This window comes from Olsenella sp. Marseille-P4559 (assembly GCF_900605015.1).
Taxonomy (GTDB): Bacteria; Actinomycetota; Coriobacteriia; order Coriobacteriales; family Atopobiaceae; genus Tractidigestivibacter.
The window spans coordinates 428,687-440,916 of the sequence record NZ_LR027575.1 but is presented as its reverse complement, the minus strand read 5'-3'; the positions used below and the strand labels follow the sequence as shown (position 1 = coordinate 440,916).

12 protein-coding genes are annotated in these 12,230 nt (G+C 60.0%); 1 reads left to right on the top strand and 11 read right to left on the bottom strand.

Annotated features, from left to right (window positions below; genetic code table 11):
* Window positions 1-155: 155 nt before the first annotated feature.
* Window positions 156-1,898 (top strand): IS1634 family transposase, encoded by a 1,743-nt coding sequence (locus E0E00_RS13515; RefSeq protein WP_165443710.1) that lies wholly within the window; start codon window positions 156-158, stop codon window positions 1,896-1,898.
* Window positions 1,899-2,124: 226 nt separating this feature from the next.
* Here E0E00_RS13515 and E0E00_RS13510 read toward each other — a convergent pair whose 3' ends face one another.
* The 11 genes from E0E00_RS13510 to E0E00_RS13460 form a co-directional block, all read right to left on the bottom strand.
* Window positions 2,125-2,862 (bottom strand): IS3 family transposase, encoded by a 738-nt coding sequence (locus E0E00_RS13510; protein WP_207302773.1) that lies wholly within the window; start codon window positions 2,860-2,862, stop codon window positions 2,125-2,127.
* A gap of 112 nt (window positions 2,863-2,974) precedes the next feature.
* Window positions 2,975-3,427 carry a helix-turn-helix domain-containing protein gene (locus E0E00_RS13505; protein WP_207302772.1) on the bottom strand — a complete coding sequence of 151 codons (453 nt, stop codon included), beginning with the start codon at window positions 3,425-3,427 and terminating at the stop codon, window positions 2,975-2,977.
* Window positions 3,428-3,528: 101 nt separating this feature from the next.
* Window positions 3,529-4,245: a tryptophan synthase subunit alpha gene (locus tag E0E00_RS13500; protein WP_130813050.1), complete on the bottom strand. Its 717-nt coding sequence runs from the start codon at window positions 4,243-4,245 to the stop codon at window positions 3,529-3,531.
* A 51-nt stretch (window positions 4,246-4,296) separates the two neighbouring features.
* Window positions 4,297-5,439, bottom strand: a complete 1,143-nt coding sequence (locus tag E0E00_RS13495; RefSeq protein WP_242622283.1) for an iron-containing alcohol dehydrogenase — start codon at window positions 5,437-5,439, stop codon at window positions 4,297-4,299.
* A gap of 81 nt (window positions 5,440-5,520) precedes the next feature.
* The gene (locus E0E00_RS13490; RefSeq protein ID WP_130813048.1) at window positions 5,521-6,318 is read right to left on the bottom strand and encodes a BtpA/SgcQ family protein; all 798 of its coding nucleotides are present in this window, start codon (window positions 6,316-6,318) and stop codon (window positions 5,521-5,523) included.
* Between the two features lie 42 nt (window positions 6,319-6,360).
* Window positions 6,361-7,113, bottom strand: a complete 753-nt coding sequence (locus E0E00_RS13485; protein WP_130813047.1) for a nucleoside phosphorylase — start codon at window positions 7,111-7,113, stop codon at window positions 6,361-6,363.
* 2 nt (window positions 7,114-7,115) lie between these two features.
* Window positions 7,116-8,066 (bottom strand): carbohydrate kinase family protein, encoded by a 951-nt coding sequence (locus tag E0E00_RS13480; RefSeq protein WP_242622282.1) that lies wholly within the window; start codon window positions 8,064-8,066, stop codon window positions 7,116-7,118.
* 14 nt (window positions 8,067-8,080) lie between these two features.
* Window positions 8,081-8,665 carry a cysteine hydrolase family protein gene (locus E0E00_RS13475; protein ID WP_130813045.1) on the bottom strand — a complete coding sequence of 195 codons (585 nt, stop codon included), beginning with the start codon at window positions 8,663-8,665 and terminating at the stop codon, window positions 8,081-8,083.
* Window positions 8,658-9,572 (bottom strand): ABC transporter permease, encoded by a 915-nt coding sequence (locus tag E0E00_RS13470; protein WP_130813044.1) that lies wholly within the window; start codon window positions 9,570-9,572, stop codon window positions 8,658-8,660. The genes E0E00_RS13475 and E0E00_RS13470 overlap by 8 nt, the downstream gene beginning before the upstream one ends.
* 2 nt (window positions 9,573-9,574) lie before the next feature.
* Complete coding sequence (locus E0E00_RS13465; RefSeq protein WP_207302771.1) at window positions 9,575-10,693, bottom strand: ABC transporter permease; 1,119 nt, start codon at window positions 10,691-10,693, stop codon at window positions 9,575-9,577.
* A complete protein-coding gene (locus E0E00_RS13460) occupies window positions 10,683-12,227 on the bottom strand; it encodes an ABC transporter ATP-binding protein (protein WP_207302770.1) in 1,545 nt (514 codons plus the stop codon). The genes E0E00_RS13465 and E0E00_RS13460 overlap by 11 nt, the downstream gene beginning before the upstream one ends.
* Window positions 12,228-12,230: the final 3 nt, after the last annotated feature.

Genomic DNA, 12,230 nt, shown 5'->3' with positions numbered 1-12,230 from the left:
CCGTAGTTTTGCAGTTGCCCTAGTCTGACCTCCCACCCCTTGCCCAGCTAGATGGGCATTTTTTATGTCAAATTTTAAGTATTTATCTTGTTACGTTGTGTTACGCGGTGTATAATGCGAAGCACATGTTCCCGCAGGTGAGAGGCGGTTTCCGCATGTACCTGAAGAAGACGCCGAGCAGGAGCGGCAGGGTGAGCCTGTCCGCCGTGCAGGGCTACCGCGACCCCGAGACCGGGCGCGTGAGGCAGCGCACCGTGGAGACCTTCGGCTACGTCGACGCGCTCGAGGCGGAGTTCGACGACCCGGTCGCGCACTTCGCCGAGGTCGTGGCGGCGATGGACGCCGAGAGGCTGGCGGCGGAGGGGCCGCAGACGATCACCGTCCACCCCCTGCAGAGGGTGGACAAGCGCAGGACCAACCGCATGGCGGCGGGCGACGCCGTGCCGATGGCGTACTACGGCGCCCTCGGGGTAGAGGCCGCCGTCAGGTCCAACATGCGGGGCAGGAGGACGGGCTTCGTCATGATCGCGCTGCTGAGGCTGCTGGTGATGGAGAGGCTGCTGGCGCCGGGCTCCAAGAGGGCGGCGTGGGAGAGCTCGGGCCGCCATTTCTACCGATGCGACCTGTCCGAGTCCGACGTCTACCGCGGGCTCACGGAGATCGCCAGGATGTCGGGCGCCATAGTGTCGAAGGCGAACTCGTCCATCGCCGCCGCGGGCATACGCGACTTGAGCTGCGGCTACTACGACTGCACGAACTACTACTTCGAGAGCGACGGCGACGAGCCGCGCCGCAAGGGCGTCTCCAAGGAGCGCCGCCCCAACCCCATCGTGCAGATGGGGCTCATGCAGGACGCCAACGGCGTGCCGGTGGACTTCCGCATATTCCCCGGCAACGTGCACGACGGCGACACCCTGGTCGACGCGCTGCCCGAGGCCAGGAGGGCGGCGGGCATGGGCCGGGTGGTCACCGTGGCCGACAAGGGCATGAACTGCTCGAAGAACGTAATCGCCACCGTGGCGCGCGGCGACGGCTTCGTGTTCAGCCAGTCCATACGCGGCACCAAGGGCCGCAGGGAGCTTCGCGAGTGGGTCATATCGGACAGGGGCTACTCCCCCAGCGCAAACGGCACCTTCAAGATGAAGTCCCGGCAGGACACCAAGACCATAAGGGTCCCCAGGGAGGACTCCGCCGACGGGCGCGGGCACTCCGTCGAGGTGGACGTGCAGGTCGTGGCCTTCTGGTCGCGAAAGTACGCCGAGCGCGCCCGTCACGAGAGGGAGAGGGTGCTGGAGAAGTCGCGCCAGCTCGTCGCCAACCCGGGGAGGTGCACCCGCGCCACGCACCTGGGCGCCGCCAAGTACGTGCGCAACGTGGGGTTCGACGCCGCCACCGGCGAGGTCGTCGAGTGCGCCAAGGCCCCGGAGCTCGACTACGCCGCCATCGAGGCCGACGCCGCCTGCGACGGCCACTGCTGCATAGTCACCTCGGAGACCGGCTGGGAGCCGGCGAGGGTGGTCGACACCTACCGCGAGCTGTGGAGGATCGAGGAGGCCTTCAAGGTCACGAAGTCGCACCTGGGGGCAAGGCCGGTGTACGTCTGGACGCCGGAGCACATCCAGGCCCACTTCCTCACCTGCTACCTGGCACTGGTCATAGAGCGGCTGATCGAGCACGCGCTGGGCAACCGCTACTCAGCGGGCGCGATACTGGAGGACATGAGGGCGCTGGAGTGCAGCTCGGTCGACGCGGAGTGGTGGCTCTTCGACCACCGCACCGACCTCACGGACGGGCTATTCGCGCTGATCGGCGAAGAGGCCCCCAGGAAGTTCATGCGCACCGGCGACATCAGGGGGCTTTTCAAGAAGGGGCGCGAGGTGCGCTGGAAGGCCCTGTAACACTACAGAAAATATACAAGTGAAAAAGAGGCCGTTTTCCCGGTAAGCACAGGTAAAACGGCCTCTTCAACTGCAAAAGTCAGGATCCATGCCATGCGCCATACAAAAAACGTGGCCCCCGCACCTCGTGAACTGCATCCCGATTCTTGGACGGGCTAATAAGCGGCCTGGGCCGCGCCTAGGGACTGATCCCGGAACTCCTCCGGGGTCAGCCCTCCAGTCTGACCTATCTCCTCCTAGCGTTCCAGTGGACGACGTATGCGTCGAGGTCCCGCCTGAACTCCTCGAAGCTTGGCCACGTCTGGTTCCGGAAGGACTCGTCCTTAAGATGGCCGAACGCCTGCTCCGTCGCGCCGTTGCCGATGCGGTTGCCCTTCCTGGGCATGCTCTGGACGATGCCGGCTGCCCGCAGGCGTCCGCACCGGGAAGCGTGCTGGTACTGCCAGCCCATGTCGGAATGGGGCATCGGGGCGGAGCCCTCCGGCCTCTTCGCCGGGAGCTGGCCCAGCGGCTCGGGCTGCTGGGCCATGTCGGGGCGCGGCGACGTGGGCCAGGCGACGGTCTCCTTGCTGCCGAAGTCGCAGGTCGGCGCGAAGCGGGCCTTGCCCCACGGCCGCTTGGGCTCGGTGGCGTCGGTGCCCGCCTCCTCCCACGGCGCGCCCGCCCGGAAGCCACGCCCGATGACGCTCTCGGACGTCTCGCCGGCCTTGCCCCCGTACGTGTTGAGCCTGTGGCAGTCGGTCTCCCGGCGGATCCCGCGGCTTATGCCCGTCCCGCGCGTCGTCTCGGGCACCGTCTTGCCGGCGATGGCCGCGCCCCGCCCGGCGCGCAGGCACGTGGCCACCTGCCGGTGCCCGCGGCCGTCGGCCGTGCGCGAGAGGATCTCTCCCGCGGCCCCCCAGGGCCCGGGCCTCGTGGGACCCTTCGGGTGGGACGGCGCGTAGTGGCAGCTCGATCTCGCCAATCCTGCGCATTCCAGCAGGCCGGCGAGGGGGTGTCGCCCCGAAGGCCCGCTCGCGGCCGCGGCCCTCTCGCGGTTCGAGGGCGCTCCCCCGCCTTCGGGGCCATCGATTTTTTCAGGTGGGCGTTCTCTCCGCCCCGAGCCTCTGCACGCGGCGCCCTGGCCCCTGCTCGCGCGTGGGCCGTGCGGGTCTCGGCTTGGGCCCGGGCGGCCCGCCCTTCGGCTTGGGCCCGGGCGCCCCGGCGCCCCCCCGGTAGGCCCTCAGCCACCTCTTGAACGCGCTGGGCGAGCAGATCCCGAACCTCGCCATCGCCCCTGGCTCCGTCATGCCCCCGCCCACGACCGCCCTGACGGCGGCGGCCTTCGTCTCGAACGGGCAGGCCGTCTTCCTAGCACCCATCAGTGCAAGGGCCTCGATGCCAACGGATTCGTAAGCCGAAAGCCATTGTCTCACGGTTTCCTCCGGAACACCCAGCAGGGCCGCGACCGAGGCGCGTCCGCGCCCCTCGTCGTACAGCTCGGCGGCGCGCATCCTGAGTGCGACATCGCAAAGAGCGTTTCCAGCCATGAAGAGGCCTCCCATTTCTCGTGTCCAAGAGATGGGAGGCAGTTCAATCTTGCAGGGGCCACGCCAACGGGGGGCATGCTAACAGGAGAATCTAAGGAGCATTAGCACTCCGCCTTAAACTCGCGAATCTTGCTGACGAGCACAGGTCTGTCCCCATGGAGCTTGAGAATCGTCGACCCTACGAAGATGCCGTCGCCACCGGCATCCTTCACCATCTGGGCATCGTCTGGAGCATGAACCCCTACCCCACAGTAAATCGGGCTCTTCAATCCTCGACCGCGAAGATAATCGATGCACGACTTAAGTGTCGGGTGTTCGGGTGTAGCCTGTCCGGGGGTGGGAACCGCCTGCATGTACGTGAAGCCGTTGGACTCGAGCGCTTGCCTAACCTCCTCTTCGGGAAGATTGAATTGCACATAGCAGCTAACCTTGAGTCCGGCCCCAATCAGCCCGTTCTTTATCGTGTCCCCATCGGGCCCGACGAGAATAATGTCCTCGAAGCCGTTATCAGAGCAGAACTTCGTAAAACGAGGCACACCAATCTCTCGAATGGTGTTCTCGTAGGCCATGATGATGAACTTCGTATCTGGGAGGAGGGTATGGGCCTTCGCCATCCCCTCCATGTACTTGTCGTAGTTCGACTCGTTCTCAAGGGCCTTCGCCATCCTACCTGCGATGAAGTCACCTTCGAGGAAGGGGTCACGGCTGGGAAAGTCCATCTCTATCATGTCACAGCCGGCATCCACATACGTCTTTGCCATTTCTATGCTGTTCTCGATGGTTGGATATCCGTTCGAGAGGTAGAGAATCAACTTCATCCGATTGCCTCCTTGCGGCCACATTGATGATACGTCCAAGGCACCGTGGTGCTATGCGCCGTAATAAGCCTTCTTGAGAAGTTCTGCGAACTCGGAAACGGTGGGGATGACAGGGTTTGTCTTGGTGCACCCGTCATGCAGCGATGTCTCCGCCATTTCTTGGAGGTTGGCCATATAGACCCCCTCGTCAATGCCTGCACCCTTGACAGTGTCGGGAATTCCCAAGCGCGTATTGAGGTCGCGTACCAGCTGTGCAAGCCCATACGAAGCGCCCATCTCTGCGGCAAGCTTGGAATAGCGCTCCTTGGCGTAGTCGCTTCTGCTGTTCCAATCGATGGTATAAGGCAGTAGGATTGCGCAGATGCGGCCGTGAGCGATGGGGAAGAATCCGCCGATGGTCTGTGCCATCGAGTGGTCAATGCCAAGCGACACGTTCGTGAAAGCGAGGCCCGCAGTCATGGAAGCGTCGCACATCATCTCACGGGCCTGTATGTCGTCACCGTTCTCGTAGGCGCGGGGAAGCCACTTGACGATGTCCTTCGCCGCTGCCGTGGCGAGGATGTCGGCAACATAGTTGGCCCTGTTGGAGACAAGCGCCTCGACAGCGTGGGTAAGGGCGTCCATGCCTGTCTCGGCAGTGACATGCTGCGGCATGCTCTTTGTCACATCAGGGTCACAAATAGCGATATCCGGCATCATCTCCATGTCGCCAATACCATGCTTGCGGCCCTTCTCATCATCCGTAACGACAACAGAGCGGGATACCTCTGACGCAGTGCCCGAAGTAGTGGGGATGCAAATAAAGCGAGCCTTCTCCCGAAGCTTGGGAAGGGGTTTCGTGTGCAGAATCTGATCGAGCTCCTTGAGCTCGGGGCGTTCATACATGACCCACATCGTCTTGGCTGCGTCCATCACGGAGCCGCCGCCCAAAGCGCAAATCATGTCGGGCTTCTGCTCGAGCATGCTCTGGGCACCCCTGCGTACCGTTGAGAAGTGAGGGTCGGGTTCGACGCCCCTGAAAACGAAGGTCTCCGCACCTCCGTCGTGGAAGTACCCCTCGACCTTGGCGAGCGAGCCGTTCTCCTCGACGGCATGTCCGCCAATGACAATGAATGCCTTCTTGCAGTGGACAGACGTCTTGATGTACTCAAGGCACCCCTCACCAAACATGAGTTCACTGCCCGCTAGCTTCATCGGCCTCATCATTGCTGTCAATCCGCCTTTCATCCAACAGTATCGTCCTGCTTCTCTATCCATCCTGCCAGTAACGTTCGTCTACCTGCCGAGTGGCTCCATGAGCTTCCTCACGAGCTTGTATTCGACGGGGTTGGTCGTGAGCCCACCTCTCTTGAACGCAGAACCCACAATGGCACCGTCAGCGATCTTGAACTGCTCGCAAACATCCACCGGATTGATGCCTGAACCTGCCATAACGGGGACATTGACCACCTTCTTGACGCGCTCGATCATGTCGATTGGCGTCTCCTCGCCTGTGGTTGTTCCCGTAACGATGATTGCATCAGCGCCGGCAGCGGCAGCGTTCTTCGCGCTCTCCTCGATGGGGACCTGCGGCTGAAGCATGTTGCTGTGCTTTACCTGGACGTCGCACAGCAGCATCACGTCCTCGGCATCGAGGCGCTTGCGCATGTCTACCACCTCGTAGGCGCAGGGGCCAACTACGCCGCACCAGTTCACCACGGTATCGACGAAGACGGGGACGCGAATGAAGTGGCAGTCGTTGGCAACCGCGACGCCTAGCCCCGCCTCGAAATCATTGAAGGACGCATCCACGCCAACGGGGATATTAACTGCCTGCCTCACCAGCGCAGTCGCTGCAGACAAAGCGGCAACCTGCGTCTTGGAGATAAGCTCGGTGAACGGGTTGTCGTTGGTGTTCTCTACTATCACCGCGTCGACTCCGCCTCGCTCAAGAGTACGAGCATCCTCGACCGCCTGCCCCATGATCTTGCTCACGTCCCACTGGTAGGCAGGCGACCCTGGTAGCGGGAGGCAGTGCACCATGCCGATAACAAATCCCCCGCGAACCTTGATAACGTCTTTGATGTCTTTCATCTCTACCATCCCTTCCTGTTGAAAACTACTATGTATGGGCTCCTAATGCCCCGATCCTGCAAAGCGTGCAAGACCCTCGAGCGCAACGCGGCAGAGCAGGTCCTCTGCAGACACCCTCTCGTCCCCCTTGAGGCTGTCCTTCAAGTTCTCCAGAACCGTTGCCAGGGTCACAACGCAGGCCCTGACTCCCATGAGGCGAGAAACCGTGAGGATGCAGCTCGACTCCATGTCTATCGCGCATACGCGCAGCCTTCTCATCTCATCGAAGGTCGAGGAGATGTCCCTCCCCTGCTCAAGAGAGAGCTTGGAGTCATGCATCTGGGTGTAGAAGCCATCCATGCTGCAAGCGATTCCGTTGAGGTAGCGACACCCATGATCGACAACCGTCCGATTCATGGCATTCACGAGTTCGATGTCGGCAACCGCGGGATAGCCACGCTCTACGTAAGTGTCACTTGTGCCCTCACGTCTCATCACCGCCGCTGGGATGATGAAGTGTCCCAGCATGTCATCCTGAAGTGACATCGAGGTACCCATACGGACGGCAACCCTCATGCCGGCCTCATGCATCTCCTCAACCGCGATGGCTGCCGAGGGAGCCCCTATTCCCGTTGAGCTCACCGTGATGGGAATGCCATGGTACGTGCCTGTATACGTGTTGAACTCCCTGTTGAATGCCACGTGGGTTGGATTGTCGAGGTAACGCTTAAGCACCTCGACTCTCCAGGGGTCCCCCGAGAAGATCACGTTCGGTGCCACGGTGCTCTTGTCGGCACCAAGGTACAGCGTTGCCAAGGCTAGTCACTCATCCTTCCAATTGACTCGCGGCTCTTCTCAAGCCTGCCGAGAAGCTCATGCTCATTGGGAGCAGAGTCACAGCAGCCGTATGCCTCTAGTACGAAGGAGGAGAGCGTCGCGCCAAGGCGACAGCATTCCGACAGGTCTTTCCCATGCATCCACCCATATATGAAGCCACTCATATATGCGTCTCCACCACCTGTGGCATCAACAACCCTAGGACACGGGACCACGCCCACCGAGTCCTGTTCGATTTCCCCACTCGACGTGCGGTGACACCATGCAGAGCCCCTCGAGCCATATGTCGTAACGATGGTATGGACCTCATCGGAGAGCATGCCCTCAATGCTCGAGAGCCCGAACATCCTCTCGATGCAGCGACGCTCGGACTCGTTCATGAAGACGATCTCCGAGTGGCAGAGGAGCTTGCCGAGAAAACCGCGCGGGAACGCCGTCTCGTCCGCCTTCATCCCAAACGCGATGGGGACACCATGGGCCCTGCACTTCTCATAGAACTCCTCGTTATCCCTAAGCGAGGCAACCGTTACCACCCCTAGGGCCACGTTGTCGAAAAGCTCGTCCGGAAGGGGTCGAAAGAACTCGGCGGACATGGGCCCCGGATAATAGCAGCAAATGTGCTGGCCATCGGAGTCCTGAATGAGGTAGCTGGCCGAGGTTGCCTCTCCTGGAATCACGTGTATGGCGTCCGTGCCCACACCGGCACTCTCGAGGAACGCACGGAGGCCATTTTCCTCCCAGTCGTCACCGACCCTGAGGATGGGCTTTGCCGGAACGCCGAGCTTGGAGAGTGCATAAGCTATGTTCACGGAGCACCCTCCGTAGTACGTCTTGGTACAGGTGCTGTTCGTGATGACTGACGTGTACCCGACACGCGCTGGTGTCGAAATCTCAATCATATGGTCCATGCTCACGTATCCCGATGTGAGCACGACTCCGCCTCTCATCAAAGCTCACCCCTCTCGATTCGCGAGAACAGCTCGTCCATGCCAACGACCTCACCCAGGTACTTGCGTATGTCCTCGAGGTGGACGTCGTTCACGACATCCGAGTCGGTTGCCACGCACTCCCGCACGACGATGGGGTTGTAGTCGAGGTAGAAGGCATCGGTAACGGTTGCCCGGATGCAGCAGTTGGTCTTCGTTCCAACGACAACCACGTTACGAACCTTGTTCTCACGGAGAACGAGGTCCAGATCCGTGCCAAAGAAGCCAGAGTAGCGACGCTTCTTGATGACGTAGTCGCTCTGGTCAACCTCAAGCATGGGGTCGATCTCGTCACCCCATGTACCCTCAATGCAGTTCGGCCTCATGGCGGCCGCCTTCTCGTCCACCTTGCCAGCCCTGTTGAAGTGCTTGAGGAACACTATCGGAATCCCCGCGCTTCGACATATGCCAACAACCCGTTTTACCCGTGGGAGGATGACGCGGTTCTGGGGGTAATAGACCAAGCCATTGGGGTCCGTGAAATCCCTCAGCATGTCTACCACGAGCAGCGCGCTCTCGTGCTTGCGCGATGCGTTATCAGCCATTTGCAAATCCCCTCGTGCGGACGTTGCGACGCTTCGAGATCTGCACGAAGAGCAGCACGACGACCATGATCACATAGGGGATGACGTCGAAGAGGCCCGAAGCAGGACCAGCGTAGATGGCAAGGTTGATAGAGAGCGAACGCGCGAATCCAAAGAGCATCGCGTACAGGGAGGACTTGAGCGGATCCCCTCGCCCACAGTAGATGGCAGCGATAGCCACAAAGCCCCTGCCGGCGGTCATGTTGTTGGTGTAGAGCCCCATCCGCTCGGTGGAGAGGTTGATTCCCGCAAGTCCGCAGGTCGCTGCACCAATGAGGATTCCCACGATCTTGTAGAGATCCGTCTTCAGGCCCAGAGACTTTGCAGCGTCCTCATTCTCGCCGACGACCCTGACATACGTACCAAACCTCGTCCGATACGAGAGGACCCACATAAGCCAAATGCCAATGAATGAGACGTACGTCAGGATTGGGTGGCCGGAGACGATTGGACCCAGGATGGGAGCCGAGTCTACCCCCGGTATTACAATCTGGAGGTCAGAAGCATTGAGGTTTGGGAGGGAGATGTTCGCCACGTTCATCCTCACCATGACGAACCCAGCTATTGCGGTCACGAGCAAGTTAAGGGCAACGCCAATGATGATGACGTTTCCCTTGAGCGTCACCCCCATGACGGAGAATATGACTCCGAACACGAGCGCCGCCGCTACTCCCGCAATGAAACCGAGAAGCAGGTTGTCAGTGAAGTAAACGGTAAGGGTCGACGCAAACGCCCCAATACCCATCATGCCTTCGAGTGCGATGTTCAGAACGTTTGCCTGGTAGGCGAATACGCCGCCGATGACGCAGAGGATGATTGGCGTCGCGTGGTAGACGGTGTCATACAGGATGTTCGCCAGCAGATCCATCTCTATGCCTCCCTTGTGCCATTGCCTTGCGTCACGCTGACCGTACCCTGTGCCTTCGAACCCCCGTGAGAGATGCGCCTCTTCACGCGGTCCCCAAGGCTAAGGCGCTCATCGATAAGCTTCACCGCAAGGAACAGGATGATGAGCCCCTGGATGACGGTGACGATCTCTTTTGGAACGGAGGAGTAGAGGTTGATGTTGTCCGCACCCGTCTTAAGCGCTGCGTAGAAGACGGCGGCGATGAGAATTCCCACTGGAGAGTGGTTGCCAAGCAGGGCAATGAGCATGCCGTCCCAGCCAAGGCCCGGGTCACCCGAGAAGGAAAGTGTGTAGTGATACTGGTCAGAGAGCATGTAACCTGCTCCGGCAAGGCCTGCGAGGGCACCAGAGATGAGCATGAGGACAACGATCTTCTTTCGTACCCTCATGCCCATGGCATCTGCGAACTCGACGTTCTTGCCCATTGCCGTAATCTCGAAACCAAGTTTGGAACGATTCATCACAAGGAACATCACGACGAAAGCAGCGAGAGAGATGAAGAAGAACGGCGTAAGCTTCGCGCTTGTAATTCGCTGGAACATGGCGCCATCGCTAACCGTGGGGGTGCAGACGTAGCCAGCCCCCTGGTCGCGAAAGACTCCAGTGGCGAGAAATTCGAGCACCTTTGCCAGGGCATAGTTGAGCATGAGGGTGACGACCATCTCGTCCACGTGGAAGTATGCCTTGAGCAGGGCCGGCACCACCACGTAGAGCATGCCGCAAGCCACGCCCACAAGAAGGCACAGCAGCTTGAGCACCGTGGGATCCAACGTACCGGGAAGATACGCCCCCACGATGCCGGCAAAGAAGCCGCCGAGAAGCACTGATCCCTCGACACCCATGTTGTAGATGCCTGCCTTGAAGTTCACTGCGATGGCAAGACCCGTGAGGATAAGCGGGGCCGCGTAATGCAGGGTGGTGAGGAAGCCCTTGGGGGTCAGGAGAGACTTGCTGATGAGAATCCAGTAGGTCTCAGGGGGATTCTCGCCAAGGCAGGCAATCGCCACTCCACCCACAAGGAACGCGAGAAGGACGGGGACAAGCGAGTTGAGGATGCGCATGCCAACGGTTCTAGCCTTCAACTTCCTCGCCTTCCCTCTGCTTGATGCCAGCCATGAGCAGGCCGAGTTCCGTGCTTGTCGTTTCCTTCGGTGACACCTCGCCGGTGATTTGTCCCTTGCACATGACGATGATCCTGTCTGAGAGCCCAAGAATCTCTGTGAGCTCGCTGGAGATCAGGAGAACGGCGTTGCCAGCCTTCCGGAACCTCAGAATCTCCTCGTGGATGGACTCCGTAGCACCAATGTCCACGCCTCTCGTTGGCTGGCATGCGATGAGAAACTGCGGAGACGACCCCAACTCTCGGGCGATGATGACCTTCTGGGCGTTTCCTCCAGACAGGGCGCCAACGGGGCCTTCGATATCACCGACGCGGATGTCGTACTTTTTGAGAAGCAAGTCTCTTCTCGCAAGCATTGCCTTCCTGTCCATAAGCCCATGCTTGCAGATGGTCGGGTCGCCATGGTGGCCGGCTATGCAGTTGTCTGCGACACTCATTGTCGAGCAGAGGCCATCCTCGAAGCGATCTTCTGGAATGATTGCCATCCCTTCGGCACGCAAGCTGTCGGGCCACTGGTTAGTGATGTCCCCGCCATCGAGGATTACGCTTCCTGACGTTGCGGTCATAAGCCCCGTAAGCACCTTGATGAGCTCAGTCTGACCGTTCCCCTCGACACCGGCGATACCCAGAATCTCACCTCGATGCACATCAAAGGAAACGCCATGGAGAACCTCCTTACCGTACTCATCGATGGTGGAGAGGTCCCTGACCGAGAAGCAGGCCTCACCCAACGATGATGGCGTCTCGTCATTATGAACAGTAAGGATGACCTCACGCCCCACCATCATCTGGGCGAGCTGCTCCTGTGAGGTGTCCCTCGTCATCAAGGAACCAACGACCCTGCCATGCTTGATGACGGTGACAGAATCCGAAAGCTCCATAACCTCGCGAAGCTTGTGGGTAATGACGATGATGGTCTTACCCTGGCGCTGCAACTCCCTCAGGCTATCGAAGAGCTTGTCCACCTCTTGGGGAGTGAGAACTGCAGTCGGCTCATCCATGATGAGGATGTCAACGTCTCTGTAGAGCATCTTGAGAATCTCGACGCACTGCCTAGATCCAACCGAGATGTCCTCCACCTTCGCGCAGGCATCGAGGTCGAACTTATACTTTTCGATGAGCTCCGAGACGACCCTGATCTCCTCTTGGGTGTCGATGAGACGCGTCCCCTTACGAAGGATCTCTGCGCCGAGAAGTACATTCTCATGCACCTTGAGGCTTGGAACGAGCTTGAAGTGCTGGTGTACCATGCCAAGCCCATGTGAGATGGCGTCTGCAGGAGACCGAAACGTGGCCTCCTCCCCTCTCAGGAGAATCTTTCCGCTGGTAGGCTGCAGTATGCCATACAACATGTTCATGAGCGTCGACTTGCCCGCACCGTTCTCACCGACGATGCACTTGATCTCGTTCTCTCTAACCGCAAGATCAATGTGGTCGTTGGCAGTGAAGTCCCCGAACATCTTTGTGAGACCAACCGTCTCGATTATGTTTCCCACGAG

Bases quoted from the DNA above. Each gene is read 5' to 3' on its own strand.
- E0E00_RS13495 (WP_242622283.1), bottom strand. From the start codon at position 5,439: ATGAAGCTAGCGGGCAGTGAACTCATGTTTGGTGAGGGGTGCCTTGAG.
- E0E00_RS13515 (WP_165443710.1), top strand. From the start codon at position 156: ATGTACCTGAAGAAGACGCCGAGCAGGAGCGGCAGGGTGAGCCTGTCC.
- E0E00_RS13470 (WP_130813044.1), bottom strand. From the start codon at position 9,572: ATGGATCTGCTGGCGAACATCCTGTATGACACCGTCTACCACGCGACG.
- E0E00_RS13475 (WP_130813045.1), bottom strand. From the start codon at position 8,665: ATGGCTGATAACGCATCGCGCAAGCACGAGAGCGCGCTGCTCGTGGTA.
- E0E00_RS13500 (WP_130813050.1), bottom strand. From the start codon at position 4,245: ATGAAGTTGATTCTCTACCTCTCGAACGGATATCCAACCATCGAGAAC.
- E0E00_RS13505 (WP_207302772.1), bottom strand. From the start codon at position 3,427: ATGGCTGGAAACGCTCTTTGCGATGTCGCACTCAGGATGCGCGCCGCC.
- E0E00_RS13490 (WP_130813048.1), bottom strand. From the start codon at position 6,318: ATGAAAGACATCAAAGACGTTATCAAGGTTCGCGGGGGATTTGTTATC.